Here is a 25,911-nt window from a genome sequence, read left to right on the forward strand (position 1 = left end):
CCCGCCAGCCAGGCCGCGGCCACGCCGCACCCAGCCAGCCGATCACCCTGACACTTTCCGGGAAACGTCTGGCCAATGAAACACACACTCTCCATCGCTACCCTGGCTTTCCTGATGCTGCCGCCTCTCTCGGCGCAAGGCACCGAGAGCTCCAGCGCTGAAGCGGCACTCGATGCCCTGACCGTCACCGGTACCCGCGTACCCACCGATCTGTCGCGGGCGCCGATGATCGTCGACGTGATTGACCGTAATGACCCGACGCTCTCCACGGCTAGCCGCGTGGAAGACGTGCTGAGCCAGCAGCCGGGCCTTCATGTGGCCGGGCAGGGACGACGGAGCGGGCAGACATTGAGCCTGCGAGGCTTCGGTCGCAACGGGGTGCTGGTTCGCCTCGATGGCGTGCGACAGGACATTTCCACCGGCCATATCGGCAACTTCTTCGTCGACCCGGCGCTGCTGCGCGAGGTGCAGGTCGCCCGCGGCGCCCTGTCGAGCCTCTACGGCAGCAATGCCATGGGCGGCGTGGTGAGCTTCGACACCGTGGATGCCGCGGACCTGTTGCGGCCGGGTGAGTCCCGAGGGGCACGGTTCTCCATCGGCGGCGCCACGGCCAGTGACGAGCTGGGTGTCACGCTCAGCCTCTTCGGTCGCCGTGACACCTCCCGCGGAGAGGTGGATGGCCTGGTGGCGATCGGGCGCAGCGAATCCGGCGATATTCGCCGGGCAGGCGGCGACGAGGCACCCGACGATGCGCGGCTGCACAGCCTGCTCGCCAAGGGCGGCTGGGAGCCTGTACCGACACAGCGTCTCTTCGTCAGCTGGCAGCACTACGACGAAGATGCGACACAGCCCGCCAATCCGCAGCAGCTGGGGTTCGACGCCAGCAACCCGCTGCGCGATCGCAGCGTGACCAGCGACAACCTGCAGCTGGGGCATCGCTGGCAGCCGACCGCCGCCACCGACATGACCTCGAGATTGACGCTGAGCCGGCAGGCGATCGACGAGCCGGCTGCCAACCGTACCCTGGAGAGGCTGGGCGCGCAGAGCGATGGCTACCATGTTTTCGACCACGGCTGGCTATCGCAGACGCTGGCCTTCGGTGTCGAGGTGGAGCAGGCCCGGCAGGTGCCGGACGGTATGGCTAACGGTTTCCCGCGCGCCGATATCGATACCCAGGCGTTCTATCTCGACAACACGCTGACGGTCGGTCACTTCGTTGCCGATGGAGGGTCAGGGGAGTTCGATCTGGGCCTCGGCGCTCGCTACGACCGCTATGACGCCGAAGGCCGTGAGAGTCGCAGCAGTACCGAGGACCGCGTATCACCGCGCGTGCGGTTGGCTTGGCGGCCCACCGAGAGGCTGATGCTGTACAGCGGCTACGCCGAAGCATTCCGGGCGCCCGGCCTGTCCGAGCTCTACGCCAGCGAACGTCATTTCGCCGGGTTCTGTCCCTCGCCGTTCTTCTGTTTCCCCGACAACTTCTGGGTGCCCAATCCAGACCTGCAGCCTGAAACCAGCCGCACCCATGAGAGCGGATTTTCGTGGCGGGCTGGCGACTGGGGCCTGCGAGCGGCCTATTTTGACACCCGTGCCGATGACTTCATCGACACCGCCGTCGACATCATCGCTGGCACCACCCAGGCCACCAACGTCAATCGCGCCCAGCTGTGGGGCTTCGATGCCCGCCTCGAATGGCAACCGTCGACGCTGCCGTCGCTGCGAGCCTTCGCCGGCTTGGCCGAAGTGTCCGGCAAGGATCGCGACAACGACGCGCCACTGGGACAGTTGACCCCGCTGGAAGGCACCCTGGGCGCCGATCTGGCGATCACCGGCCACGACGTGGTGCTGGGCTGGCGAGCCCGCTTCGCCGAGTCCTTCGACAAGCGGGACAGCGATGACGCACTGCCCGGCTATGGGCTCCATGACCTGCAGCTGGCCTGGCAGATCACGCCGTCACTCGATACCTCGATGCGGCTGCGCAACGTGGCGGACAAGGTCTGGTATCGCCCCGACGGCAGCCTCGGCGACGGGCGCAGCCTGTTCGCGACCCTCAACCTTCAGTGGTAATTCAGGAGGATCCCATGACAACGCCCTCTTCACGTCAACGTGCCATTCTGGAAGCCTTCGATGCAGCGCGTGAGGCTCAGCCCCGGCTGCACGCCATCAGCATCGCCGAGCGCCTCTCGATCAGCGAAGGGGAGTTGCAGGCGGCACGCATCGGTCGTGATGTCTGGAGCCTGCCGCTGACGCCCCGCGACCTGGCGGCCCGGATGCATCAGTTGGGTCGGATCAAGGCACTGACCCGGTCGCGGCTCGCCGTGCTGGAGCAAGAGGCCATCTATCCGCGGCTGAGCGCTGGCGGGCTTCATATGGGGCTGATGCTGGATCCTGGCGGCCTCGACCTGCGCCTGCTTTTCGGCCAGTGGCACTGGACCTGCCTGATTCGAGACATGCTACCCGCCGGAAAAGGGGGTACGACGCTACGCTGGAGCCTGCAGATATTCGACCGCCATGGCCGAGCCTTGCACAAGTGTTTCGCTCTCGACGAGGAGCCGGCCCCTGCCTGGCAGGCACTCGTCAAGGTGGGGAACGCAGTGCCACCGGCGTTTACACAGCTGGCGCCCAGCGGAGCGAGACCGTTGCCACAGATTCCCGAGCTGGCCGGCGAGTGGGCGGCGATGAGCGATGTGCATCAGTTCTTCGGCCTGATCCGGCGCCATGGGCTCAAGCGCCATGAAGCCAATGCGCTGATGGAAGGCCACTTCACTCAGTCCCTGGCGTCCGGCGCCGTGGAAGATGTACTGAGGCGCGCGGTGGAGCAGCGCCTGCCGATGATGCTGTTCGTGGCGAGCCCGGGGTGTGTGCAGATTCGTACCGGCCAGCTGGTCACGCCCGAGCGGCGTCGAGGCTGGCTCAACCTGTTCGGCGAACAGTTCACCCTGCACCTCGATGATGCGGCCATCGGGCATGTATGGCGGGTCCACAAGCCCAATCGCGATGGCGGCGTCACCAGTCTGGAAGCCTTCGATACCGAGGGGGAGCTGGTGCTGCAGCTCTACGCCGAGCGTCAGGAGGGGCGACCGGAGCGGCCCACCTGGCGTCGCCTTCTGGAGGACTGCCAACCGCAGGAGGCGGTGGCATGACAGCTCATCCCGTGCTTGGCCTGCTGTTCTGGCTGGCTCTCATCGTCTCCAGCCAGGCGAAGGCCAGCGACGAGCGCCTGGTGGTGTTGGGCGGTGATATTGCCGAGACGGTGGTGGCACTGGGCGCAGGGGCGAAGCTGATTGCCCGCGATGACACCAGCCTTTACCCCGACAGCTTGGCGGTGTTGCCGTCGGTGGGCTATCTGCGGCGACTGTCGGCAGAAAGCGTGCTGTCAGTGCGCCCGAGCCGGGTGCTGGCCAGCCGGTACGCGGGGCCCAAAGAAGTGCTGCGGCAGCTTGACGCCGTGGGCGTGACGGTCGTGCGGATCGAGGCGCCCACCGGCCTGGGGGCGATACCCGACAAGGTGAGCGAAGTGGCCGCGGCATTGGGGCTGGAACCAGAGGGGCGTGCACTGGCTGATGGGATTCAACAGGAGCTCGACCGGCTTGACGCATTGCCACCGCTGCCGGATATCGGGGCCATGTTCATTCTCAATCACACCGGCACGACCCCGCTGGTGTCCGGTGACGGCACAGCGGCAGCGGCTGCCATGGAGGCGGTGGGGCTGCGTAACGCCTTCGATGGCATGACGGGGTATCGTCCGGTGAGCGGCGAGGCGCTGGTGCGTCATGGCCCCGACCTGGTGCTGATATCCCGACACGGGCTGGATGCGTTGGGCGGCGAAGGGGCGCTGTGGCAACTGCCGGGGCTCGACATGACGCCGGCAGGCCGCGACCGCCGACTGATCGTCATCGATGACCAGGGCATGCTGGGCTTCGGCCCACGCACGCCAAGGCTATTATTGGAGCTGCGCAGGACGCTGGAGCGCATGCCGCTGTCAGTGTCGTGGTATCAGCCTCCGGGGAGGCGTGTGGCATGGAGGTGACTCTGCCGGGCCGCCGCACCCTGACCGCTCGCCCATCAGGGCGTGCCAGGGTATTGCTCGGGCTGGGCGTCGCGCTGCTGCTGGCGCTGATGTGGAGTGCCGCTTCCGGCGTGCTGGGACTGTCGCCACTGGCTCTTCTCTCGGGCCAGGTGGATGAGCTGGGCTTTCAGGTCTGGTGGCAGTTGCGTCTGCCGCGCCTGCTGCTCGGCGTGCTGGTGGGCGCCATGCTGGCCGGCAGCGGCACCGCGATGCAGGGGCTGTTCCGCAATCCGCTGGCCGACCCGACGCTGCTGGGCCTCGCCAGCGGTGCCGGCTTGGCCGTGGCCATCTGGATCGTGCTCTTCCAGGGCAGTGGCCCGGTGGCGCTCTACGGGCAATTCCTGGCTGGGTTCCTCGGTGCCCTGGGCGTCTGCGTGGTGGTCTTCGGCCTGGCCGGGCGCCATGGCGGCAGTGCCGCCGTATTTACCCTGCTGCTGGCGGGCCTGGCGATCAATACCCTGGCCGGTGCCGGGGGTGGTTTGCTGGCCTTCATGGCCAGCGACGAACAGCTGCGCCAGCTCAGCCTGTGGGGCATGGGCACGCTATCCCACGCGCTGTGGCGTGCCACGCTGGCGGCCAGTGTGTTGGTGCCGCCCGCACTGTTCCTGCTGCTGCGCAGTGCCCGGGGGCTGGATCTGTTGCAACTGGGTGAAGCCACCGCCCATGCCGCGGGGTTGGATGCACCGCGGCTCAAGCGTCATGTGGTGGTAGCCACCTCGTTGGGTGTCGGGCTGTGCGTGGCGCTCACCGGTATCATCGGTTTCCTGGGGTTACTGGTGCCGCACTGCCTGAGGCTATGGCTGGGCCCCGGGCATCGCCTGCTGCTGCCGGCCTCGATGCTGGGTGGCGCGCTGTTGCTGGTGGTGGCCGACACCCTGGCGCGGACCCTGGCCATGCCGGCAGAGATCCCGGTGGGACTGCTGACCAGCCTGCTGGGCGGACCCTATTTCCTCTATTTGCTGCTGCGACGGAGCCCGAGATGCTGATCCTGCATCGGGCGGGTTTCGTCGACCCGCCCTGCCTGGCACCGATCCAGGACAAGGTCGTCCCCGGTGAGCTGTTGGCCATCGTCGGGCCCAACGGTGCCGGCAAGAGCACGCTGCTTTCGCTGCTCTCCGGCTTTCGCACCTCTCAGCTAGGTGTGGTGACCCTGGATGGACGAACGATCGAGGCGTGGACGCCCGCCACGCTGGCCAGTCGACGAGCCCTGGTGGCGCAGCAGGAGCCAATGGGCTTCGACTGGTCGGTTCGCGACATGGTGGCCCTGGGGAGCGACCCGGAGCCGGCACTCGTCGAGCAGCTGTTAGCGGACCTGGAGCTCGTCAGCCTGGCCGATCGCAGCGTACTGCGCCTCTCCGGGGGCGAGCGACAGCGAGTGATGGTCGCCAGAGGGCTTTGCCAACTCATGGCCCGTCGACACGACGGTGCCCCGGATGGTGGTCTACTGCTGCTCGATGAGCCCACCAGTGCGCTGGACATCGGCCAGCAGCAGCGGCTGATGCGGCGTCTTCGGCAGCTGGCGCGGCAGCAGCACATGGCCATCGTCTGTGTGCTGCATGAACTCAATCTGGCGGGGACCTATGCCGACCGGGTCTGGCTGATGGAAGAGGGCCAGCGTATCGCGGGAGGCCCCCCAGAGGAGGTGCTGGAGCCCGAGGATCTCGCCCGTATCTATCGCGCCGAGCTGCAGGCACTGGCCAGGCCTGACGGGGGCCCAGCCTGGTTGGCGCTGACGCCGTGAGCCTGCTTGAAACCGGTTTCCCCAAAGTGGGTTTGCCGAAGCGAAATCATGTCAAGCATGGCCTCAATCGTCTCGATAATGCCGATGCTTCTGGCGCAAGGCTTTCTCCCGGTCATGTTTGCGCTGCCTGGCCAGGGCATTGCCATTTGCCAGCTGTACCAGGTACTCGACTTCTTCTTCGCTGAGTGGGTCACGTTTCCTGTTTGCCATGGGGACACCGTGCTATAGGTATGTCTGGCCATGCTATGCGGGGTACGTGACAGCGATATGTCCGCTTCATTCGTCTCGATGAAGCAGTCGCCATGCTCACTCGGCATACGTTGTAGAGGGCGCTGTCGGGTGCGTGTTGTCGGCAAGAATTGGCGAGAATAGACCGATTGTGTGTAGGCTAACGGTTTCCTTGGCCAGGAAGCGCGCCCATGCCGCCATCTCCTACCGTCCAGCCCCCCGTCTCTCCCGAATGGGGCGAGGGGCTCGTGGTGCTGCTGGCCGCGACCTGGGTGCAGGTACTGTGCAGCGCGGGGATGCTGCTGGTGCCGACCCTGGCGCCACAGATTGCCGCCGCTTTCGGCGTGCCGACCGGCTGGGTGGGGCTGCAGGTCAGCCTGCTTTATGGAGTGGCGATGCTTACCTCGCTGCAGTCGGCGGTGCTCGCCCGGCGCCTGGGCGGCTGTCGGGCCAGCCAGCTGGCCATCGCGCTGGTGATGGGGGGCTGCGCGCTGGCGCTGCTTGGCACGCCACTGGCGCTGCTCGCCACCACCTTGATGCTGGGCCTGGCCTACGGCATCACCAGCCCCGCGGCGGCGGAATTGCTGTCCCGGTTCACGCCGCCCGAACGACGCAATCTCGTCTATTCCATCAAGCAGACCGGCGTCCCCCTGGGCGGTGTGCTGGCCGGCCTGATGGCACCGCCGCTGGCGGCCTTCTGGAACTGGCAGGCGGCCTTCCTGGCGGTGGGCGCGGCCAGCCTTGCCACACTGTTGCTGCTGCAGCCGCGGCGCTCCCGCTGGGATGTCAGTCGGGATGCCAGCGTGCGTATGCAGCGCGCCGGCAGCCTGGGCGTGCTGCGCCGCTCCCGTGCCATGCGCTGGCTGGGCGCTACCGGCTTCTGTCTCTCGGCGGCGCAGCTCTCGCTGCTCAGCTTCGCGGTGGCCTACATGGTCGAGGAGCTGCTGCTGAGCCTGGTGATGGCGGGCGCCGTGGTGTCACTGGTCCACATGGGCGGGGTGAGCGGGCGCCTGGCCTGGGGGGCACTGGCCGACCGCCTGGGGGCCAGCCTGCCGGTGCTATTCGGCCTGGCCGCCGTCATCGCCGTGATCTTTCTCCTGCTGGCCGTGCTCGGTACCGTGGTCCCCAGTTGGATGACCCTTGTCCTGCTGGTGATGGCCGGCGCCACGGCGGTGGGCTGGAACGGGGTCTATCTGGGCGAGGTGGCGCGGCGCTGCCAGCCCGGCGAGGTGGGCGAGGCCACCGCGGCGGTACTGGTACTGACCTATATGGGTGTGCTGGTGGGTCCCGCGCTGTTCAGTTTGATCGTGTGGCTAACCGGCAGCTATTCGGTGGGCTTCCTGTTGCCCGCCATCACCGGCGGGTTGGCGATCCTCTGTCTGCATCACTGCCGACGGGCCAGCCATGCCGCCGAGATCACCACGGTCCTCAGATGATGGCGTGGCGTACCCGGGCGGAAACCCACTCCGAGGCCAGCACGGTGACGAATATCATCAGGAAGATCACGCTCACCTGATTCCAGGCCAGGCTGTTGATCGCGGAATTGAGCTGCAGGCCGATACCGCCGGCACCCACCAGCCCCAGCACGGTGGATTCCCGGATATTGATGTCCCAGCGGTAGACGCTGATGCCGGCGAAGGCGGGCATCACCTGGGGCAGCACGCCATAGCTCATTACCTGCATCCGTCCGGCCCCCGTGGCGCTGATCGCCTCGACCGGGGTGGGGTGGATCTCCTCGATGGCTTCATAGAGCAGCTTGCCGATGAAGCCGATCGAGCGCAGCGCGATGGCGATGATCCCGGCAAGCACGCCCGGACCGAGGATGGTCACCAGCAGCATCGCCCAGATCAATGAGTTGATCGAGCGTGACGAGACGATAATCACCAGGGCGAGACTGCGAACCAGCGGATGCGGGGAGGTGTTGCGCGCCGCCAGGAAGGCGACCGGGAAGGCCATGGCGATACCCAGCAGGGTGCCCAGTGTCGCGATGTTGATCGTATCCCACATCGGTTTCCACAGCCGGTGGGCATAGCTCCACTGCGGCGGCAGCATGCGGCTGAGCAGGTCGCTGCCCTGGCGGCCGGCATCCTCGACGAACACCCACATGGTGTTGTCCGAGATCATCTTCCAGCACAGCAGGAACAGCGATACGCCAGCCAGCCACGCCAGGTAGCCCAGCCACTGGGCTCGTGTGGTGCGTAGACGCCAGGTGGGCGTGCCCTGGGGTGTCGTCGAAACGGGCATGATGAGATTCCTCTAGGCGGGCCGGACGCTCACTGAGTCCAGCGGCGCACGTGACTGGAGCTATACTCGCACAGCAGCACAATACCGATGATGATCAGCAGGATGGCCGCCGAGGTGTCGTACTCGTAGCGGCTGATCGAGGTGTTGAGCGTGGCGCCGATGCCACCGGCACCGACGATGCCGATCACCGCCGACTCGCGGAAGTTGATATCCAGGCGATACATGGAGAGGCCGATCAGGCGCGGCATGACCTGAGGCTGCACGGCGTGATTCATGGTCTGCCACCAGCTCGCCCCGGTGGCGCGGACTGCCTCCACCTGGCGCCAGTCCAGATCCTCGATGTCCTCGGCCAGCAGCTTGGCCATGAAGCCGATGGTGGCGAAGGCCAGGGTGATCATGCCGGCCAGCGGGCCGAAGCCGAACATCACCACGAAGAGGATGGCGATGATCACTTCCTGGAAGGTACGCGACACCGTGATGATGCCTCGGCACAGCAGGTAGACCGGCCAGGGGGCGATGTTGCGGGCCGCACCCAGCCCCACGGGGATGGCCAGTGCCACCCCGATCACCGTGGAGGTCAGCGTCATGGTCAGGCTTTCCAGCAGACCATTGACGATATCGGTGCGCCGGCTGACGAAATCCGGCTGGGCGAAGGCCGAGAGGAAGTTGAGCCCGCGGCTGGCACCCTCGGCGACGCGCGCCCAATTGACGTCCACGGTAGAGAGCGCCAGCACCAGATAGACGACCGCTCCGATGGCGAGCCCCCAGCGCAGCTTGGGATCGGCGATGAAGGGCAGTCGCCGCCACTGGCCCTGGCTGGCGAGTCCTTGGCGACTCATCGTGGGCCTCCCGTGGCCAGGAGGTCAGGAGCCAGGCTCGGGGCCAGGGGGATCGGTGCCACTGAAGGCTGGAGCGGGATAGCCGAAGGGTGCTCCTCTTCCTCCGCGGCCTGGGTATCCCAGTCCTCCTCCCCATAGATGGTAGTGAGGATCTCGGCGGTCAACTCGGCAGGCTTGCCATCGAAGACGATTTCGCCGGCCCGTAGCCCGACAATGCGGTCGGCGAACTGCCGCGCCAGCGCCACATCGTGAATGTTGATGATCGCGGCCAGCTCGCGCTCGGCGCATAGCTCGCGGATCAGTCGCATGATCTGGCGCGAGGTCTTGGGGTCGAGGCTCGCGGTAGGCTCGTCGACCAGCAGCAACTGGGGGCTCTGCAGCAGGGCACGGGCGATGCCGACCCGCTGTCGCTGGCCGCCGGAGAGCGCATCGGCACGCTTGTCCAGCGCGTGTGCCAGGCCGACCCGCTCGAGCAGGCGGAACGCCTCGGCCACGGTCTCCCGGGGGTAACGACGCAGGAAGCTGCGCCAGAAGCCCACGTAACCGAGCCGCCCGGAGAGCACGTTTTCCATGACCGTCAGGCGGTCCACCAGGGCGTACTCCTGGAAGATCATCGCCATGGCGCGACGGGCCTTGCGCAATTGCTGACCGGATAGCAAGGTCAGTTCGGTATCGCCCAGACGGATACTCCCCTCGCTGGGCTCCACCAGGCGATTGACGCAGCGAATCAGGGTGCTCTTGCCGGCACCCGAGGGGCCGATCAGGGCGAGTACCTGGCCGCGGGGCAGGGTCAGGTCGATATTGGTCAGCGCACGGTCCCCGGTGGGGTAACGCTTGCAAACACCGGATAGCGTCAGCATGAGCCTTCTCCGTTATCGATGAACGAAGGCCGGGAAGGAGCTTCCCGGCCGGTGCAGATCATCCGTTCCTGGCTCAATCGCAGTCGTAGGTGACCCCGTTCGCCTCGGCGATGGTACGGATGACTTCCCAGTTCTCCCGATAGGTGATGGGGATGAACTGCGCTTCGCCGGAGTTGGCGAACTCCGCCTGCAGTGCGCTGCCTTCCCAGTCGTAGCTGAAGAAGGCGTCCTGGACCTTCTCGACCAGTTCCGGATGAAGGTTGTAGACGTGGCCGTAGGCCGTCGTGGGGAAGGTGTCGGAGGTGTAGATGACGTCGTAGTCACCCTCGTTCACCACGCCGCGGGAGATCATGCGACGGGCGACAGAGTTGGCGATGGCAGCGGCATCGTAGTCCTTGTTCACCACGCCGAGGATCGAGTTGTCGTGGCTGCCGGAGAAGGCGGCCTCGAAGTGCTCGCCACTCTCCAGGCCGTATTCGGAGCGCAGCAGTGCCGAAGGGGCGCGATATCCCGAGTTCGAGGTCTCTGAAGTGAATGCGAGGTTGCGTCCCTCCAGATCCTCGACGGTATCAATGCCGCTGTCGGGATAGGTGATGATCTCCATCTCGTAGCCGAAGGAGCCGTCCTCGGCGGCCATCATGGTGAAGGGCACGAAACCGGAGCAGTTGACCGCTACCGGCACGCCACCGGTATTGAAGCCGGCCACATGCAGGCGACCGGCGCGCATGGCCTCCAGCTGGGCTGAGTTGGACTGGACCGGGAAGAACTGCACCCGCTTGCCGGTCGTTTCTTCCATATGCTCCAGGAAGCCGGCCCACACTTCGGCGTAGACGGACGGGTCCTCCACCGGGGTATAGGCGAAGACCAGCGTATCGGGGTCGACCCACTGGGACGCCTCGGTGGGGCTGTCCGCGACCATGTCGCCGTCCTCATCGATGAAGCGGGACGACAGATCGGCACTGGCCTGGAAGGCGGTGAGGGCAAGGGCGCCGGCAAGTGCCGTGCCGATCAGGGTGCGGGGTAGGGCGGCCAGGGGCCGGTTCTGAAGTGCAGTCGTCTTGGGTCGCATCGATCTCACCTGCTGAGCGGGAATGAATGGCAGGCGTCATCTTGGCGGCCGGTTGTGACGGTGTCGGGTCAGGGTTGTGTCGATGGGATGAAGATGGGATGTCGCTTCTTCTAGCCGGCCAGGTGAAGGCTCGCCAGGGCGAATGCCCATCCGATGGCTGCCCCGGCCACCACGTCGCTGATGTAATGCAGCCCGAGGCCGACCCGTGACAGGGCGATGAGCAGCGACAGCGGTACCAGCAGCGGCATCAGCCAGGGGGCATGAACCGACGTCATCACGCAGAACATCACCGCATGCATGGTGTGTCCGCTGGGAAAGCTGTAGCGGTCGCGTGCCGGCTCGCCACATTGGATGATATTGACGAAGGTGATGAAGGGGCGCTCGCGGCACAGGCGGGTCTTGACCAGTCGGTAGACAGCAATGGCGACCAGGGCGGTGATGCTGTACTGGAGCAAGCGCTGGATGCCCAGGCTCTCATGCAGCAGCGGTTGGGCGGCGATCAGTGCGACCCAGACCGGCCAGTCTCCCAGCTTGCTGGCAAGCCGCAGGGTGGCAAGCCAGGGGCGGTGCAGGCTGAGGCGCGCAATGCGGCGACAAAGCTGCCATTCAAGCAGGTCGAGACGGTCAAATAGTGCAGTGGCGCGTGGGCGCATAGGCGGTCTCCCGTGCCTGTTCGAGGTGTGACAGGAAGGTATCGGCAATGGCCGGCCAGTGGCTGCTCAGCGCGCGCTGGCGAGCGGCTCGGCCCAGTCGCGCATAGCGGGCGGGCTGTCGGCAGAGAGCGGCGGCGGCATCGCAGAATCGCTTGCTGTCATTAGGCGCGATTACGACGCCGTTGATGCCGTCGTCGATCAGTTCGGCAGCGGCGGCATGGTCATAGGCCAGCACGGCCAGGCCGCTGGCCATGGCCTCGGACACCACGTTGCCCCAGGTTTCCGACAGAGAGGGAAAGATGAACAGGTCGGCGCTGGCATAGTGGCGAGCCAGCTCAAGCTCTGGCAGGAATCCGGTGAAGTGGGCCTCGGGAAGCGCCTGTTCCAGGGAGCGACGGGCGGGGCCATCACCCACGATGACCAGTCCCATATCCGGTCTGGCCAGGCGCATGGTGTGAAAGCTCTCCTGCAGCAGGTCGAGATTCTTCTCCGAGGCGAGCCGACCGACATGGAGAGCAACCGGTACGTGATCATCGATACCCCAGGCGCGTCTCAGCTCGGGGTCGCGGTGGATGGGAGAGAAGCGCTCGCCATCGACACCTCTTCCCATCACGTTCAGGTTGAGAAAGCCCCGTTCTGCCAGCGCCTCGGCCTGGCGGTGCGTGGGAACCAGGGTGGTGGTGCAGCCGTTGTGAAAGCGACGCAAGGCCCCGAGCAGGATCGGTGCCAGCCACGGCACACCATAGTCATGACAGTAGTGGTCGAAGTTGGTATGCCAGCCTGCTACCACCGGAATGGACAGGCGCTGGGCGGCACGCCTGGCCGACCAGCCCAGCGGCCCTTGAGTCGCGAGGTAGACGACTTCGGGGCGCTGCTTCTGCCACAGCTGCAGCAGGCGACGTGTAGCGGGCATGCCGACACGCACGTCGCGGTAGCCGGGCAGAGGGATACCACGCACCTTGAGCTCGGCCTGCATGCCGGGCGTGCGGCTCTTTCGCCTGCCGGGTGCATGCGGCTCGGGGCGAACGAGCTGCAGGGCCACATCCCTTGCCAGGAGTTCCCGGCTCAACTGATGAAGCGTGTTGGCCACGCCGTTGATATCGGGCGACCAGGTTTCGCTGACCAGACAGATACGCATGGGCTCCTCATCGTTTGCCGGCCCTGTAGGGCTCCTGTCGACAAGGCTGACACCGAGCGATGACGGTCCGGCGACAGCGACATGATGAAGACGTGACATCCGAGCGAAAGCGTACTGTCATCGCGCTGTAAGCCAATGACAGTAATGTCGATGGGGCTCACTCATCGGAGGTTTTCCTTATGTCGAAGCGCCCCCTGTCAGCGGCCCTCTCCGCCGCCGTGGTTCTTGCCGGCCTGGCCCTTCCGGCTCTCGGTAACGAGAAGCTGGTGCTCTACACCAGCCAGCCCAACAGCGATGCCCAGCAAACCGTCGATGCCTTCCAGGCGACCTACCCCGAGATCGAGGTGGAGTGGGTGCGGGATGGCACCACGCAGCTGATGACCCGGCTGCGCTCCGAACTCTCCGCCGGCGTCAGCAACCCAGATGTGCTGTTGATCGCCGACAGCATGACCCTGGAGTCGCTCAAGCAAGAAGGGCATCTGCAGCCCTACCTGAGCCCGGAACGCGAGGCCTATGCCGCCGAACTCTACGAGCCGGAAGGCTACTACTACGGCACCAAGCTGATCACCACCGGCATCGTCTACAATACCGGGGCCGAACGGCAGCCCCAGAGCTGGCGGGAGCTCACCCAGCCCGAGTACGAAGGGCAGGTGACCATGCCGAGCCCGCTCTATTCCGGTGCCGCGCTGATTCACATGGCGACGCTTGAGGCCAACCCCGAACTCGGCGAAGAGTACTACGCGGCACTCCAGGCCAATCGTGTCGAGGCCCAGGGCGGCAACGGCGGCGTGTTCAACGCCGTGGCGTCGGGCACCAAACCCTACGGCATCGTGGTGGACTTCCTGCCGATCCGCGAAGCGGCCAAGGGCTCGCCGGTGGCGTTCGTGTTCCCCGAGGAGGGCGTGAGCGCCGTGACCGAGCCGGTAGCGATCATGCAGGGCGCCAGGAACGTCGAGGCGGCGCAAAAGTTCGTCGACTTCGTTCTCTCGCGTGAAGGCCAGGAGCTGGTCAGCGAGCAGGGCTATCTTCCGGCACATCCCGAGGTCGCCCCGCCAGCAGGCTTCCCCGCCCGTGACGATATCGCGCTGATGCCGCTGGACGTCGAAAGCGCCCTGACCAGGGAAGCCGAACTCAAGCAGCGCTTCGGCGACCTGTTCGGAAGCTGACCATGACACCGGGTCTCGCCGATAGCAGCCAGCATCGCTGGCTGCTTACCCTGCTCATGCTCGTCATCGTGGCGCTCAGCCTCGTGCCCAGCCTGCGCCTGCTGATGGAGGCGCTGGGCGACCTGGCCCAGGGCAGCGAGTCGCCGCTGTGGCGGGTGCTGCAGGCCGAGAGTACATGGCGGGCGCTGTGGCGCAGCCTCTATACCTCGGGACTGGGCATGCTGATTGCGCTGGTGCTGGGCAGCCTGTTTGCCTTCGTGATCACTCTCACGGACATTCGCGGCAAGGCCTGGCTGGTGTTCTGCTTCATGCTGCCGATGATGATCCCGCCCCAGGTCACCGCGTTGAGCTGGCTGCAGCTGTTCGGCCCCGCCAGCCCGCTGCTGAAAAGCATCGGCATGGCGCCGCCCCTGGGCAGCCCCCAGCCGCTCTACTCGGCCGAGGGCATCGCCCTGCTGCTGGGCATCCAGAGCGCACCGCTGGTGTTTCTGGCGCTGCGCACTTCGCTGCTTTCTCTCCCCCGCGAGCTGGTCGAGGCGGCCCGCATCAGCGGCGCCCGCCAGGCCCAGGTGTGGGGGCAGATCATCCTCCCGGTGACCCGCAGCGGCATGATCGCAGGCGCCGCCATGGCCTTCATCTCGAGCCTGGGCAACTTCGGCATACCCGCCATGCTGGGTATTCCCGCCGGCTACTACGTGTTGCCGACCCTGATCTACCAGCGCATGGCCAGTTTCGGCACCGGCGTGCTGGCGGAGATGGCCTCGCTGTCGTTGCTGATCGGCGTGCTGGCGCTGGCCGGGGTGGCACTGCAGCAGGCGTGGATGAAGCGCAGCCGCTTTGGCCTGGTGGGGCACGGTGGCCGCGCCCACGATTTCTCGCTGGGGCGTTGGCGAGGCGGGGTGACCGCCCTGCTGGTGGCGGTATTGCTGACGATTCTGGTCGCACCCTTGGCGGCGTTGGTGGCGAGCTCGCTGGTACCCGCCATGGGCGTGCCGCTGAGCTGGGAAACCGCCACCCTGAGCGCCTATCACGAGGTGATCGGCCGCCAGGGGGCGACCTGGCGCGCGGTGCGCAACAGCCTGTGGCTGGCGGGTTGCGCCGCCGTGGTACTGATGCTCTGCAGCCTGCCGCTGGCCTACCGGCTGCAGCGCCTGCCCCAGCGCTGGCAGAACCTGGCGCTGAGTGCCATCGAGCTGCCCTATGCGCTACCCGGCGTGGTGCTGGCGGTGGCCTGCATCCTGCTCTTCGTGCGCCCCATCCCTGTTGTGAACGTGGCGCTCTACGGCACCCTGGGGCTGATCTTCGTCGCCTACCTGGCGCGCTTCCTGGTGGTGTGCCTCAAGCCGGTGGCCGCCGGGCTCGCCCAGCTCGACCCCTCGTTGGAAGAGGCCGCGCAGCTGGCAGGCGCCGGCCCCTGGCGTCGCCTGGGTGGCATCGTACTGCCGCTGGTGGCCCCGGCGCTGTTCGCCGGTGGGCTGCTGGTATTCCTGCTGGCGGTGAACGAGCTGACCGTCTCGGCGCTGCTGTGGAGCGCGGGGAACGAGACCCTGGGCGTGCTGATCTTCAACCTCGACGAAGGCGGCGAGAGCGTGCTGGCCGCCGCGGTTTCCGTGCTGGTGGTGTTGATGGTCGCCACGTTGATGCTCTGCCTGAGCCTGCTGGCGCCGCGCCTGCCCAAGGGGGTCGTGCCATGGCAGGGTTGACGATCGATAGTGTCACCAAGCGCTTCGGTGAGCACCCTGCCGTCGAGGCGCTCTCCCTGGACATCGCCCCGGGAGAGTTCGTCGCGCTGCTCGGCCCCAGCGGCTGCGGCAAGACCACCATGCTGCGCATGCTGGCCGGCTTCGAGTCGCTCAGTGAAGGGGAGATTCGCCTGGGCGGGCGGACCCTGGCCAGCCACGAGCATCACGTGCCGCCGGAACGGCGCAACATGGCGATGGTGTTCCAGTCCTACGCCCTGTGGCCGCACATGAGCGTGGCCGATAACGTCGGTTACCCGCTCAAGCTGCGCCGCCTGGATGGCGAGACGTACCGGCGCCGGGTGGCCCAGGCGCTGGCGCTGGTGGGTCTCGCGCCGTATGCCGAGCGCTCGCCGCAGGAACTCAGCGGCGGCCAGCGTCAGCGCGTGGCGCTGGCGCGCTGCCTGGTCACCGATCCCGACGTCGTGCTGCTGGATGAGCCGCTGGCCAACCTCGACCGCCACCTGCGTGCGGCCATGGAGCAGAGCTTTCGTGACTTTCACCGCCGCACCCAGGCCACCCTGGTCTACGTCACCCATGACCAGAGCGAGGCCATGGCGTTGGCGGACCGCATCGCGGTCATGTGCGACGGCAGGCTGGCGCAGTGGGGCACGCCGGAAACGCTCTATCGCCAGCCGCGAACCGCCTGGGTGGCCAGCTTCATCGGCCAGGGCAGCCTGTTGAACGTGGCTGCCGGGCGGCCGGGCCAACGCCTGGAGGAGGCCACGCTGATGCGTGGACTTGCCGCCGCTCCTGCCGAGCGGATCCAGCCGGTGCTGGTGCGCCCGGAGCACGTGACGGTGCTATCCGATGCCCTTTCCCCGCAGGATTTGCGTGGACGAGTGGAGCGCGTGACCTTCCGCGGCGAACGCTATGAGCTGCACCTGCGCCTCGAAAGCGGTGAAGCGCTGCTGGCCTACCACCAGACGGCGCTGGGCGAAGGGCAGCAGGTGGCCCTGATCCTGCGCGAGGGCTGGTGCCTGGAGCCCGAGACATGAGCCTACGCATCGAGGTGCTCAGCGGACTGGGCGACAAGGCACCCGCCGCCATCCTGGTCGAGGCCGAGGGCAGGCGCCTGCTGCTCGACGCCGGTGGCGCCCTGCACCCGGGCCAGTCGATGGCCTGGGCAGAAGGACTGGACGTCGACGCTGTGCTGATCAGCCACGACCACATCGACCACATTGGCGGTGTATCGGCGCTGCCCGCCGAGCTGCCGCTCTATTGCACCGGCGAGGTGGCGGCGGCGCTGCCCAGTGGCCGCGAGTGGCGAGCGCTACCCGAGCGTGGCCAGTGCCGAATCGCGGGCATCCCGGTGACCACCGGCCAGGCGGGGCATTCGCTCGGTGGCGTGTGGCTGCATCTCGGCATTGGTGACGGCGTATTCTACAGCGGCGACGCCTGCCGTGAGTCGCTGCTCTTTCCTTTCGACCAGCCGCCCCCGGCTCGCGTTGCGCTGCTCGACGCCTCCTATGGCAGCTACGATACGCCCCAGGCGCAGTGTCGCGAGGCCATCGCGCAGCGGCTGAGCGAGCCTCGAGTGCTGCCGGTGCCGGTCTCGGGCCGAGCACTGGAGATGGCGCTGTGGCTCGACGAGCTTGGTGTCGTCTGGAATCTGGACGACGCCTGCCGCGCGGGGCTCGAGGCGTTGCTGAGGCTACCCCGTACGCTTCGCCGGCAAGGGCACGACGCTGCCATCCGCCGGCTGCTCGACGCTGCCCGTAAGGATTCGCCCCTGCTATGGCTGGTGGAAGACCGCGACGACGACCCGCAGGAGTGGCCGGCGCATCGGCTGCTGCATACGGGCTATCTCACGCCCCGGCGTCAGCGCCAGAGGGCCACCGGGGAGGTCGACTGGCAGCGCTGGAACGTCCACCTGCGGCTTTCCCATATGCGGGCGCTGACACGGCAACTGGGAGTGGGGCAGGTGATCCCCCTCTTTACCACCGAGGTGCGCGAAGTGAGCGAGTCGCTGATGGCAGACGAGCCAGCTTTTTCGGAGGAGGGCAGCGATGCTGTTGGCTAGGTCATTCGTCTTTATCCGCCATGGTGAGACGCAGCTCAATCGCGAGGATCGCATTTGCGGGCGCTGTGACGTGCCGCTGACGGCACAGGGTGAGGCCCAGGCGCGGCAGGCCGCTGCGTGGCTCGACCGGCCCTGGAGTCGGGTCGTCACCAGCACGCTACAGCGCGCCTGGCGTACCGCCGAACTGGCTGTGCCAGGCCAGGAGGCAGTGCGGCTGAGCGGGCTCGACGAGCGCGACTGGGGGCGTTTGGACCAATGGCGTCTGACGCATCAGCCTGCCTACGAGGCGACCCCGCCCGGTGGTGAGAGCTGGGCGAGCTTTCAGGCCCGCGTATTGACGGCGCTGAACGGCACGCTGGCAAGTGCGGAGATGCCGCTGGTGGTGGCTCATTCGGGCGTCTTTCGGGTCATCCGTGCCCAGCTGACCGGAAGCCCGAATGGCTCCCGGCTGCCCAATGCGACACCGTTTTTGATCAGGCCTGGCCTGTTGGGCTGGCAGGTTCACCGCTACGTATCGCCTCCCTCAGTTCGTCGTGCCGTTCGGGGTGGGCTACCAGCAGACTGGTCCACTCGGTAGGTGCCGGGTTGCCGGTGAGGTCGGTGACCGTGCAGCCCGCCTCCCGGGCGATGACGATGCCGGCGGCGATATCCCAGAGCTCCAGCCGGGCTCCCTGGGACCAGAAGGCGTCGAAGCGGCCAATGCCGGCATAGGCGATTTCGAGTGCTGCCGAGCCGGGGGCTCGAATGCCCGCCACCCTCGGCATCAGGTCGGCCATCTGGGACAGGCTGGTCGGGCAGTCGCCCTTGGCGTGGTAGGGCAGGCAGGTGGCGACCAGCATCTCGTGCAGGGCCCGCGCGGGAGGTGCCGTGATGCGCTGCTCGCCACGGTAGGTGCCTTGGTCGCGTTCTGCCCACAGCATTTCGTCCAGCAGCGGCTGGTAGACCACCCCGTGGGTGAGTGCGTCGCCCTCGCGCACAGCGATGGAGACGGAGAAGTGGGGCACCCGATGCAGGAAGTTGTTGGTGCCGTCCAGTGGGTCGATGATCACCGTAATTTCACCATCCCGCGCTGGGGTGGCGCCGGTCTCTTCGCCAAGGAAGCCCACGTCGGGATGGGCACGGCGAATAGTGTCGATAATGGCGTTCTCGGCCGCCCGGTCGTAATGGGTCACGAAGTCCGAGGCGCCCTTGCTTTCGAAGTCGATGGCTCCGGCGGCGTGGTAGCCCTCGCGTAGAATCGCGCCGGCCGCCCGGGCGGCGAGTTGGAGGGTGTCGCTCAGAGATTCTGAGTTGCCGATCATATGAGTTCTCCTTTTAAATCCTGACGGAGGAGCGGCTATTCATCCTGAAATGGGTAGCCGCTTACGGCTGAATAGCGTCAGCGCCACCAGCAGCGCCGTGGTGGTGAGGATCGCCACGGCGCTCATGGCCATGCCGACCCCGGGGGAGCCCTGTTCGAACTGGCCGAACACGAAGGTCGAGACCGTGCGCATGCCGGCCGGGGCCACCATCAGCGAGGCCACCAGCTCACGCGAGGCGATGGCGAACACCAGCAGCATCGAGACGATCAGGCTTGGCGCCAGGGCCGGCAACAGGATGCGCCGGAAGGCGGTGAAGAAACCGGCGCCGCAGACCCGTGCGGCGGCCTCGAGGCTCTCGCCCATCTGGCGGAAGGCCGCCGAAGCGTAGCGCACCGGGTAGGGCAGCAGCAGGCAGGCATAGGCGAGCAGCAGCATGGCGCCGGTGTTGTAGATCTGGATCGGCCACCAGCTCTGGTTCCAGGCCAGGATCAAGCCCACCGCGACGACGATGCCGGGCATGGTATTGGGCAGCAGCGACAGCAGGTCCAGCAGCCCCTTGCCGCGCAGCTGGGCACGCACCACCAGGTAGCCCACCAGGGCACCCAGCACGCCGGTCAGCAGGGCCGTGCCGATGGCCAGCCCGAGGCTGGTGGAGAGCGCCTGCATCGCGCCCCCACGATTGGCGAATAGCGCCTCGAAGTGGCGCAGCGAGAGGTTGTCCCAGGCAATGCCGCCGGACAGCGTGCCGGTGAAGGCGGTGGCCAGCACGGCAAGAATGGGCACGGCCACGGCAATCAGCGCCACCAGGCTGAACAGGCCCACTACCGGCCAGCACCAGGGCCCCAGCTCGATGCGCTCCGGCGCCGTCCGCTTGCCGGTCTGGCTGACGAAGGAGCGCCGGGTCACCAGCCAGTGCTGCAGGTAGAAGGCCGCCATGGCCAGCATCACCAGCAACAGCGACAGCACCGCCGCGCCGGGGATGTCGATGGGCCAGTCGGCGAAGCGCTCGTGAATCCCGGTCACCAGCACCTTGTAGCCGGCCTGGGCGCCCAGGGTGGCCGGGGTGCCGAACTCCTCGATGGTCAGCGCGAACACCAGCAGCAGGCTGGCGGCAATGCCCGGCGTGGAGAGCGGCAGGGTGATGCGCCAGAAGGCGCGCCAGCCGCCGGCACCGCTGACCCGGGCGGCGGCGGCGTAGCGGCCGCCGACGCTCATCATGGTGCGCGATACTGCGAAATAGACCACCGGAAAGACGTTGAGCACCATCACGAAGACGATGCCCGAGAAAGAGAACAGGAAAGCGCTGGCCGAGAGCCCGCTCAGCTGTTCGGCGTAGCCCCGCGGCTGCAGGGTCAGCATCCACGACAGCGCGGCGATATAGGGCGGGATCATGAACGGGATCAGGAAGATCAGGTCCCAGGCGGCGCCGCCGGGCACCCGGGTCAGGGCGCGCAGCGCCCCCAGCGGGATGGCCAGCAGGGCACATACCACCACCACGGCGATACCCAGTCGCAGCGTATTGCCCAGCAGCCCGAGCAGCGCCGGGTCGGAGAGCAGCGGCACGAACAGGCCGAAGGCGCCGCTCAGCTCGCCCCGCGACCAGCCAGGAAAGATCGCCTGCAGCAGCACGTAGAGCAGCGGCAGCCCGACCAGCAGCAGCAGGGCCGCCGCCGTCAGCAGCATGACGACGCCTGCCCCGGTGACCCGGGGCAGGCGCTGGGGAAGGCCTACGGTGAGGCGCGCCGCCATCAGCTACCCGTGGCCTCGCGGAAGCGGTCGAGAATCGCCTCACGCTGGGCGTTCATTGCGTTGCTGTCGACCTCGATCAGGGTCAGCTCCTCGATGGTCGGGCGCAGCGCCTCGATATCGGTGCGTGACGGCATCAGGTAGCGCTCGGCGACCCGCGCCTGGCCCTGTTCGGAGAGCACGAAGTCGACGAACTGCTCGGCCTCGTCGGGCATGGCGGTGGAGGCCAGAATCATCATCGGCCGCGGCGCGATCACCGTGCCGCTCTCGGGGAAGATTACTTCGATGGCTTCACCCTCGGCCTGCTGGCCCAGGGAGATGTAGTCCACCGCGCCGAACACCACCGACTTGGCCCCCTGCAGCACCGGGTTCAGGGCCCGGGCGTTGGGCCCCGGCACCAGCATGCCGTTGTCGGCGAGGTCTTCCAGCAGCTGCCAGGTGGCCTCCTCGCCCGTGGCGGTGAGCAGGCCGCTGATCAGTTCGAAGGCGGCGCCGGACTGCGCCGGGTCGGGCATGGTCACCTGGTCGCGATAGGCCGCATCGGTCAGATCGCTCCAATCGCCGGGTTCGGGGACATCGCTGTTGCGGTTCCACACCAGGGCCAGGGCCGAGACCCCCTGGGCGACATAGTGGTCGGTCTTGAGGAAGTCGGGCACCGTTTCGGCGTTGGGTGAGAGGTACTCATGCAGCAGGCCCTCCTCATGCAGCGACTCGGCGCTGTCCCAGGAGGCGGAGATCACCACGTCGGCCAGCGGGTTGGCCTGCTCGGACTCCAGGCGGGCCATCACCTGGCCGGTGGTGCTCTGGAAGACATTGACCTCGATGCCGGTCTCTTCGGTAAAGTCGGCGGCGAGATTCTCGATCAACGCGCCGGGGCCCGCTGAGTAGACGGTCAAGGCGCTGGCGGAGGCCAGGCCTGGCAGGGCCACGAGGCAGGCGCTGAGGGCAAGGGGTTTCAAGGCGTGCATGGCAGGCTCCCAAGAAGGAAAAGAAGTGGGCCAGGCCGCATCAGGCGCTGGCGTTGGCGGCCACGCCGGCGCGTGGCATCAGGTCGAGCAGGCGCGCCTCGGCATTCCAGGCGCGCAGGGCGCTGACGTCGATGTCGACACCCGCCTGACAGCCGCGCTCCGGTGCATGGGGCGCATGCAGCTTGAGCGTGCGGCCATCGGCCAGGGTGAGCTGAAGCGACAGGTGCTCGCCCTGGAACAGGCGGCCGGTGATGCGCCCGCGCAGCAGGCCTTCCTCGGGTGCACAGAGTCGCAGGGCGCGGCGTGGCAGCAGCACGCTTACCTCGCCGCGATGACCGCAGGCGGCGCCGAGCGGCAGATAGACATCGGCAAGTGCCAGGCCCTCGGCGTCGAGCCGGCCGTCGAGCAGGGTGCCAGCGTCGACGAAGTCGGCGATCTCCGGCGTGGCCGGGGTATGAAAGAGCGCCTCCGGCGAGTCGATCTGCTGCAACCGACCGTGCTGGAGCACGGCCACCCGATCGGCCAGGGCGAAGGCTTCGTGCTGGTCATGGGTGACGAACACCGCCGTCAGGTTGAGCTCCTCGATCAGGTTGCGAATCTCCAGCGCCAGATTCTCGCGCAGGCCCTTGTCGAGGTTGGAGAGGGGCTCGTCCATCAGCAGTAGCCGCGGCTTGGCGACGATGGCCCGGGCCAGGGCAACCCGCTGCTGCTGGCCGCCGGACAGCGCGCCGGGTGAGCGCTCGGCGAAATCGCCAAGCCCGACCAGGGAGAGCGCCCACTCCACCTGGGGGCGTCGCGCGTTGGCCTTGACGCCCTGCATTTCCAGCGGGAAGGCGACGTTCTGGTAGACGCTCATGTGCGGCCACAGGGCGTAGTCCTGGAAGACCATGCCCAGATGGCGATCATCGGGGCTCAGGTGGCGGCCCGGGGCGGCGACACACTGTCCTTCGAGGTGTACCTCGCCGCCGTCGACCTCGGCAAGGCCGGCGATACAGCGCAGCAGGGTGGTCTTGCCGCAGCCGGAAGGGCCCAGCAGGGCCAGCACCTGGCCCCGGCGCAGCGCGAGGTCGATGCCGTCCAGGGCCACGGTGTCACCGAAGCGCTTGTGCAGGCGATCGATACGCAGCGCAGTCGAGGACATGGGGCGTTGCCTCCCTTAAATGGCCCGCTGCCTGATCCAGGCAGGGTTGCAGTCAATCGTGATCTACCTTGCCAAGTCGATGTGACAGTCAGACGTCATCTTGATGTCCGTTAAATGAAGAGGCCGGCATGGTCGCCTGTCATTCGACTACAGCGAGCCCCACCATGGTCGGCTCGCGTAACGCGGCCAAATCCGCGAAGCTTGTCTCTCAAGCTGCCCGGAGTCCGCCATGAAGCATTCCCCCGCCTATCGTCTTGCTGCCACGATCCTGCACGGCTTCGATGAGTACCGTTCACGCTTCAAGGAGATCACCGCGGATGCCAGTCGGCGCTTCCGTGATGCTGCATGGCGTGAGGCACAGCAGGCCTCGGCGGAACGCATCAACCTCTACGACGAGAAGGTCGAGGAAACCCTGGACAGGCTCAAACGTTCCTTCGTCGACGAGGATCTTACCCACTGCGAGTGCTGGCGCGAGGGCAGGAATCACTACGCCGAACTGATCAGCCAGCGTCTCGACTACGAGCTGGCCGAAACCTATTTCAATTCGATGTTCTGCTCGATCTTCCATCACCGCCATATCCGTAACGACTGGATGTTCGTCTACAGCTCCCGGGATGCGGCGGCGCACCACTCGGGTATCGAGCGCTGTCGTCGCCTGCCGGTGGACGATAAATGGCAGGAAGCCATCCGCTGGGCACTGGTGGATACACCCTTCGAGACACCCTTCGATAACCTGCAGCGTGATTCTCGGCTGGCCGCCGAGTTCCTGAGCGATCACCTGCCGGCCGCCATTCTTGACGCACCGGATACCGAGATCGAGCTGCTCAAGAGTGTCTTCTACCGCAACAAGGGCGCCTATCTGGTAGGACGCATTCGAGGGGGCGGCGAGCAGGTTCCGCTGGTGTTGCCGGTGCTCCACGATGAAGGGAAGGGCCTGCACCTGGATACGGTACTCATCGAGTCCGACGAGGTGTCCATCATCTTTTCCTTTACCCGCGCCTACTTCCAGGTCGAGGTACAGGTGCCCGGTGAGTTCGTCGATTATCTGCAGGAGTTGATGCCCGACAAGCCCGAAGGGGAGCTGTATGCCACGATCGGCTTCTTCAAGCATGGCAAGACGGAGTTCTTTCGCGCACTCAATCGGCAGGTGGCCAAGCGCGAGGACAAGTTCATCATCGCGCCCGGGGTACGGGGAATGGTCATGGCGGTGTTCGTGCTGCCGTCGTTTCGCACGGTCTTCAAGATCATCAAGGACCGTTTCGACCCTTCCAAGCAGATGAGCCGGGAGAACGTGCGCGAGAAATACAGCCTGGTCAAGCGCCACGACAGGGTCGGGCGCATGGCCGATACCCAGGAGTTCTCAAACTTCATTGCTCGCAAGGATCACTTCTCGCCCGAGTGCCTCGAGGAACTGCTTGAGGTGGCGCCCTCCAACGTCCAGCTCAAGGGCGACAAGGTCATCATCAAGCACTGCTACACGGAGCGGATGATGACACCGCTGAACATCTACCTCGAGCAGTGCGATGAAGCCGAGACACGGGCCGTTCTCAAGGACTACGGCAATGCCATCAAGCAGATGGCGGCTGCCAACATCTTCCCCGGTGACATGCTGCTGAAGAACTTCGGCGTCACTCGCCACGGCCGGGTGATCTTCTACGACTATGACGAGGTCTGCTATCTCACCGAGTGCAATTTTCGCCATATTCCGGAGCCGATGTATCCCGAGCAGGAACTCTCCGATGAACCCTGGTACTCGGTGGGGCCGAATGATATTTTTCCCGAGGAATTCGGCCCCTTCCTGTTCGCCGACATTCGGCTACGCAAGCTCTTTTATGAGCTGCACCCGGAGTTGCTTGATGCGGATTACTGGAAGGGATTGCAGCAGGCCATCCTCGATGGACGAGTCATTGACGTTTATCCCTACCGCAACAAGCAGCGATTCGCCGGCAGCGAGGAGAATGGCCTGGTCTATTGAAGCGAGCCGCTTCCAGACTTGCCGTTTCAACGAGCCCGACAGGCAACAGCAATGACGAGGCAAGGTATGGCGGAGCAGAGGCGCCCCCATCTGGTGGTCTTTACCGGCTCGGGCATCAGCGCCGAGAGCGGTATCCAGACTTTCCGAGCCAACGATGGCCTGTGGGCCGACCACCCCATCGAGGCGGTGGCCACCCCCGAAGCCTGGCGTCGCGATCCCCGGCGTGTGCTGGAATTCTACAATACGCGCCGGGCCCAGGTACGCCGGGCCCGGCCCAATGCCGCCCACAAGGCCCTGGCCGAGCTGGAAAAGCGGGGATTCCGGGTCAGTATCATTACCCAGAACATCGACGACCTGCACGAACGCGCCGGTTCACGCAACGTACTGCACCTGCATGGCGAAATCCTCAAGGCACGCTCCACGGTGGACGCGCGCATGCAGTATCGCCTGCCCCGCGGCGGCATCGAACTGGGCGATATCTGCGACAAGGGAAGCCAGCTGCGCCCGGACGTGGTGTGGTTCGGCGAGAGCGTGTCGCACTTTGCCGAGGCCTGCGAGATCGTCGGCGAGGCGGACCTGCTGCTGGTGGTCGGCACCTCGCTTGCCGTCATGCCCGCCGCTTCATTGCTGGATCACGCTCCACTGGAGGCCCCCTGCGTGCTGGTGGACCCCGACGCTGAATCCCTGTCGCCACCCGGTGTGGCTCGGCTCAGTCAGCCGGCCGGCAGGGGGGTGCCGCAGCTGGTGCGCCACTGGACGCGAGAGGGGCGGCTGTGGATGCCGGAGACCCTGATAGACTAGGCTACGCACGTAAAGTGCCTGCGCTCAGCCATACGGCGTTAAAAACCGGCTCAAAGTACTCATTTACCCCCCCGTAAACTCCGTTTTTTCGTCGGTTTTTGCCTTGTCTGGCTATCGCTCGCCGACTTTTCGTACGAAGCCTAACGCAACTGGGCTGGCTGCGCATGCCTCTCCGGCGTGAAAAGGCATGATAGAATGCGGCCCCTTTCA

The 25,911-nt window shown here is 66.4% G+C and carries 24 protein-coding genes; 13 read left to right on the forward strand and 11 right to left on the reverse strand.

Annotated features, from left to right (window positions below; genetic code table 11):
* Window positions 1–75: 75 nt before the first annotated feature.
* From DU505_RS20805 to DU505_RS20825, 5 genes are read left to right on the forward strand one after another with little or no spacing between them, the layout of a single operon-like run.
* On the forward strand, window positions 76–2,067 hold the full coding sequence (locus DU505_RS20805; RefSeq protein WP_114480886.1) for a TonB-dependent receptor domain-containing protein: 1,992 nt from the start codon (window positions 76–78) through the stop codon (window positions 2,065–2,067).
* 14 nt (window positions 2,068–2,081) lie between these two features.
* The gene (locus tag DU505_RS20810; RefSeq protein ID WP_114480887.1) at window positions 2,082–3,143 is read left to right on the forward strand and encodes a ChuX/HutX family heme-like substrate-binding protein; all 1,062 of its coding nucleotides are present in this window, start codon (window positions 2,082–2,084) and stop codon (window positions 3,141–3,143) included.
* The gene (locus DU505_RS20815; protein WP_114480888.1) at window positions 3,140–4,030 is read left to right on the forward strand and encodes a heme/hemin ABC transporter substrate-binding protein; all 891 of its coding nucleotides are present in this window, start codon (window positions 3,140–3,142) and stop codon (window positions 4,028–4,030) included. Before DU505_RS20810 ends, DU505_RS20815 begins: the two co-directional genes overlap by 4 nt.
* A complete protein-coding gene (locus tag DU505_RS20820) occupies window positions 4,021–5,055 on the forward strand; it encodes a FecCD family ABC transporter permease (RefSeq protein WP_114480889.1) in 1,035 nt (344 codons plus the stop codon). The genes DU505_RS20815 and DU505_RS20820 overlap by 10 nt, the downstream gene beginning before the upstream one ends.
* Window positions 5,049–5,810: an ATP-binding cassette domain-containing protein gene (locus tag DU505_RS20825; RefSeq protein WP_114480890.1), complete on the forward strand. Its 762-nt coding sequence runs from the start codon at window positions 5,049–5,051 to the stop codon at window positions 5,808–5,810. Before DU505_RS20820 ends, DU505_RS20825 begins: the two co-directional genes overlap by 7 nt.
* A 63-nt stretch (window positions 5,811–5,873) precedes the next feature.
* Here the strand turns inward: DU505_RS20825 and DU505_RS22650 are convergent, their stop codons facing one another.
* On the reverse strand, window positions 5,874–6,020 hold the full coding sequence (locus DU505_RS22650) for a hypothetical protein (RefSeq protein WP_181872893.1): 147 nt from the start codon (window positions 6,018–6,020) through the stop codon (window positions 5,874–5,876).
* A 209-nt stretch (window positions 6,021–6,229) separates the two neighbouring features.
* Here DU505_RS22650 and DU505_RS20835 point away from each other — a divergent pair, with 209 nt between their 5' ends.
* Window positions 6,230–7,474, forward strand: coding sequence for an MFS transporter (locus DU505_RS20835; RefSeq protein ID WP_114480892.1), 1,245 nt, complete (start codon window positions 6,230–6,232; stop codon window positions 7,472–7,474).
* Here DU505_RS20835 and phnE (DU505_RS20840) read toward each other — a convergent pair.
* The 6 genes from phnE (DU505_RS20840) to DU505_RS20865 all read right to left on the reverse strand — a co-directional run bounded on the left by phnE (DU505_RS20840) (window position 7,467) and on the right by DU505_RS20865 (window position 12,841).
* The gene (phnE, locus tag DU505_RS20840) at window positions 7,467–8,282 is read right to left on the reverse strand and encodes a phosphonate ABC transporter, permease protein PhnE (RefSeq protein WP_114480893.1); all 816 of its coding nucleotides are present in this window, start codon (window positions 8,280–8,282) and stop codon (window positions 7,467–7,469) included. The genes DU505_RS20835 and phnE (DU505_RS20840) overlap by 8 nt on opposite strands.
* A gap of 29 nt (window positions 8,283–8,311) precedes the next feature.
* A complete protein-coding gene (gene phnE / locus DU505_RS20845) occupies window positions 8,312–9,121 on the reverse strand; it encodes a phosphonate ABC transporter, permease protein PhnE (RefSeq protein ID WP_114480894.1) in 810 nt (269 codons plus the stop codon).
* A complete protein-coding gene (gene phnC, locus DU505_RS20850) occupies window positions 9,118–9,981 on the reverse strand; it encodes a phosphonate ABC transporter ATP-binding protein (RefSeq protein WP_114480895.1) in 864 nt (287 codons plus the stop codon). The genes phnE (DU505_RS20845) and phnC overlap by 4 nt, the downstream gene beginning before the upstream one ends.
* A gap of 73 nt (window positions 9,982–10,054) precedes the next feature.
* Window positions 10,055–11,050: a phosphate/phosphite/phosphonate ABC transporter substrate-binding protein gene (gene phnD, locus DU505_RS20855; protein WP_114480896.1), complete on the reverse strand. Its 996-nt coding sequence runs from the start codon at window positions 11,048–11,050 to the stop codon at window positions 10,055–10,057.
* 110 nt (window positions 11,051–11,160) lie between these two features.
* Window positions 11,161–11,703 carry a phosphatase PAP2 family protein gene (locus tag DU505_RS20860; RefSeq protein WP_114480897.1) on the reverse strand — a complete coding sequence of 181 codons (543 nt, stop codon included), beginning with the start codon at window positions 11,701–11,703 and terminating at the stop codon, window positions 11,161–11,163.
* Window positions 11,675–12,841, reverse strand: a complete 1,167-nt coding sequence (locus DU505_RS20865) for a glycosyltransferase family 4 protein (protein ID WP_114480898.1) — start codon at window positions 12,839–12,841, stop codon at window positions 11,675–11,677. Before DU505_RS20865 ends, DU505_RS20860 begins: the two co-directional genes overlap by 29 nt.
* Window positions 12,842–13,020: 179 nt before the next feature.
* Between DU505_RS20865 and DU505_RS20870 the strand changes: the two genes are divergently transcribed.
* The 5 genes from DU505_RS20870 to DU505_RS20890 are packed head-to-tail and all read left to right on the forward strand — an operon-like array spanning window position 13,021 to window position 18,346.
* Complete coding sequence (locus DU505_RS20870; RefSeq protein ID WP_114480899.1) at window positions 13,021–14,007, forward strand: ABC transporter substrate-binding protein; 987 nt, start codon at window positions 13,021–13,023, stop codon at window positions 14,005–14,007.
* A gap of 2 nt (window positions 14,008–14,009) precedes the next feature.
* Window positions 14,010–15,710, forward strand: coding sequence for an ABC transporter permease (locus DU505_RS20875; RefSeq protein ID WP_114480900.1), 1,701 nt, complete (start codon window positions 14,010–14,012; stop codon window positions 15,708–15,710).
* Window positions 15,698–16,744 (forward strand): ABC transporter ATP-binding protein, encoded by a 1,047-nt coding sequence (locus DU505_RS20880; RefSeq protein WP_114480901.1) that lies wholly within the window; start codon window positions 15,698–15,700, stop codon window positions 16,742–16,744. The genes DU505_RS20875 and DU505_RS20880 overlap by 13 nt, the downstream gene beginning before the upstream one ends.
* Entirely contained in the window at window positions 16,741–17,769 is a 1,029-nt protein-coding gene (locus DU505_RS20885) for an MBL fold metallo-hydrolase (RefSeq protein ID WP_114480902.1), read from the forward strand. Before DU505_RS20880 ends, DU505_RS20885 begins: the two co-directional genes overlap by 4 nt.
* Complete coding sequence (locus tag DU505_RS20890; RefSeq protein ID WP_114480903.1) at window positions 17,756–18,346, forward strand: histidine phosphatase family protein; 591 nt, start codon at window positions 17,756–17,758, stop codon at window positions 18,344–18,346. Before DU505_RS20885 ends, DU505_RS20890 begins: the two co-directional genes overlap by 14 nt.
* Here the strand turns inward: DU505_RS20890 and DU505_RS20895 are convergent.
* The 4 genes from DU505_RS20895 to DU505_RS20910 are packed head-to-tail and all read right to left on the reverse strand — an operon-like array spanning window position 18,243 to window position 22,925.
* Window positions 18,243–19,070: an inositol monophosphatase family protein gene (locus DU505_RS20895; protein WP_114480904.1), complete on the reverse strand. Its 828-nt coding sequence runs from the start codon at window positions 19,068–19,070 to the stop codon at window positions 18,243–18,245. The genes DU505_RS20890 and DU505_RS20895 overlap by 104 nt on opposite strands.
* Window positions 19,071–19,109: 39 nt before the next feature.
* Window positions 19,110–20,819, reverse strand: coding sequence for an ABC transporter permease (locus DU505_RS20900; protein WP_220250977.1), 1,710 nt, complete (start codon window positions 20,817–20,819; stop codon window positions 19,110–19,112).
* Complete coding sequence (locus DU505_RS20905) at window positions 20,819–21,784, reverse strand: ABC transporter substrate-binding protein (RefSeq protein WP_114480905.1); 966 nt, start codon at window positions 21,782–21,784, stop codon at window positions 20,819–20,821. Before DU505_RS20905 ends, DU505_RS20900 begins: the two co-directional genes overlap by 1 nt.
* Window positions 21,785–21,824: 40 nt before the next feature.
* A complete protein-coding gene (locus DU505_RS20910; RefSeq protein WP_114480906.1) occupies window positions 21,825–22,925 on the reverse strand; it encodes an ABC transporter ATP-binding protein in 1,101 nt (366 codons plus the stop codon).
* Between the two features lie 229 nt (window positions 22,926–23,154).
* Here DU505_RS20910 and aceK point away from each other — a divergent pair, with 229 nt between their 5' ends.
* Together aceK and DU505_RS20920 are read left to right on the forward strand one after the other, a co-directional pair.
* A complete protein-coding gene (aceK, locus tag DU505_RS20915) occupies window positions 23,155–24,900 on the forward strand; it encodes a bifunctional isocitrate dehydrogenase kinase/phosphatase (protein ID WP_114480907.1) in 1,746 nt (581 codons plus the stop codon).
* A 66-nt stretch (window positions 24,901–24,966) separates the two neighbouring features.
* Complete coding sequence (locus DU505_RS20920; RefSeq protein WP_114480908.1) at window positions 24,967–25,701, forward strand: SIR2 family NAD-dependent protein deacylase; 735 nt, start codon at window positions 24,967–24,969, stop codon at window positions 25,699–25,701.
* Window positions 25,702–25,911: the final 210 nt, after the last annotated feature.

Origin of the sequence: Billgrantia montanilacus (assembly GCF_003336675.1) — a bacterium.
Taxonomy (GTDB): Bacteria; Pseudomonadota; Gammaproteobacteria; order Pseudomonadales; family Halomonadaceae; genus Halomonas; species Halomonas montanilacus.

Bases quoted from the DNA above. Each gene is read 5' to 3' on its own strand.
- DU505_RS20805 (WP_114480886.1), top strand. From the start codon at position 76: ATGAAACACACACTCTCCATCGCTACCCTGGCTTTCCTGATGCTGCCG.
- DU505_RS20810 (WP_114480887.1), top strand. From the start codon at position 2,082: ATGACAACGCCCTCTTCACGTCAACGTGCCATTCTGGAAGCCTTCGAT.
- DU505_RS20815 (WP_114480888.1), top strand. From the start codon at position 3,140: ATGACAGCTCATCCCGTGCTTGGCCTGCTGTTCTGGCTGGCTCTCATC.
- DU505_RS20820 (WP_114480889.1), top strand. From the start codon at position 4,021: ATGGAGGTGACTCTGCCGGGCCGCCGCACCCTGACCGCTCGCCCATCA.
- DU505_RS20825 (WP_114480890.1), top strand. From the start codon at position 5,049: ATGCTGATCCTGCATCGGGCGGGTTTCGTCGACCCGCCCTGCCTGGCA.
- DU505_RS22650 (WP_181872893.1), bottom strand. From the start codon at position 6,020: ATGGCAAACAGGAAACGTGACCCACTCAGCGAAGAAGAAGTCGAGTAC.
- DU505_RS20835 (WP_114480892.1), top strand. From the start codon at position 6,230: ATGCCGCCATCTCCTACCGTCCAGCCCCCCGTCTCTCCCGAATGGGGC.
- phnE (WP_114480893.1), bottom strand. From the start codon at position 8,282: ATGCCCGTTTCGACGACACCCCAGGGCACGCCCACCTGGCGTCTACGC.
- phnE (WP_114480894.1), bottom strand. From the start codon at position 9,121: ATGAGTCGCCAAGGACTCGCCAGCCAGGGCCAGTGGCGGCGACTGCCC.
- phnC (WP_114480895.1), bottom strand. From the start codon at position 9,981: ATGCTGACGCTATCCGGTGTTTGCAAGCGTTACCCCACCGGGGACCGT.
- phnD (WP_114480896.1), bottom strand. From the start codon at position 11,050: ATGCGACCCAAGACGACTGCACTTCAGAACCGGCCCCTGGCCGCCCTA.
- DU505_RS20860 (WP_114480897.1), bottom strand. From the start codon at position 11,703: ATGCGCCCACGCGCCACTGCACTATTTGACCGTCTCGACCTGCTTGAA.
- DU505_RS20865 (WP_114480898.1), bottom strand. From the start codon at position 12,841: ATGCGTATCTGTCTGGTCAGCGAAACCTGGTCGCCCGATATCAACGGC.
- DU505_RS20870 (WP_114480899.1), top strand. From the start codon at position 13,021: ATGTCGAAGCGCCCCCTGTCAGCGGCCCTCTCCGCCGCCGTGGTTCTT.
- DU505_RS20875 (WP_114480900.1), top strand. From the start codon at position 14,010: ATGACACCGGGTCTCGCCGATAGCAGCCAGCATCGCTGGCTGCTTACC.
- DU505_RS20880 (WP_114480901.1), top strand. From the start codon at position 15,698: ATGGCAGGGTTGACGATCGATAGTGTCACCAAGCGCTTCGGTGAGCAC.
- DU505_RS20885 (WP_114480902.1), top strand. From the start codon at position 16,741: ATGAGCCTACGCATCGAGGTGCTCAGCGGACTGGGCGACAAGGCACCC.
- DU505_RS20890 (WP_114480903.1), top strand. From the start codon at position 17,756: ATGCTGTTGGCTAGGTCATTCGTCTTTATCCGCCATGGTGAGACGCAG.
- DU505_RS20895 (WP_114480904.1), bottom strand. From the start codon at position 19,070: ATGATCGGCAACTCAGAATCTCTGAGCGACACCCTCCAACTCGCCGCC.
- DU505_RS20900 (WP_220250977.1), bottom strand. From the start codon at position 20,819: ATGGCGGCGCGCCTCACCGTAGGCCTTCCCCAGCGCCTGCCCCGGGTC.
- DU505_RS20905 (WP_114480905.1), bottom strand. From the start codon at position 21,784: ATGCACGCCTTGAAACCCCTTGCCCTCAGCGCCTGCCTCGTGGCCCTG.
- DU505_RS20910 (WP_114480906.1), bottom strand. From the start codon at position 22,925: ATGTCCTCGACTGCGCTGCGTATCGATCGCCTGCACAAGCGCTTCGGT.
- aceK (WP_114480907.1), top strand. From the start codon at position 23,155: ATGAAGCATTCCCCCGCCTATCGTCTTGCTGCCACGATCCTGCACGGC.
- DU505_RS20920 (WP_114480908.1), top strand. From the start codon at position 24,967: ATGGCGGAGCAGAGGCGCCCCCATCTGGTGGTCTTTACCGGCTCGGGC.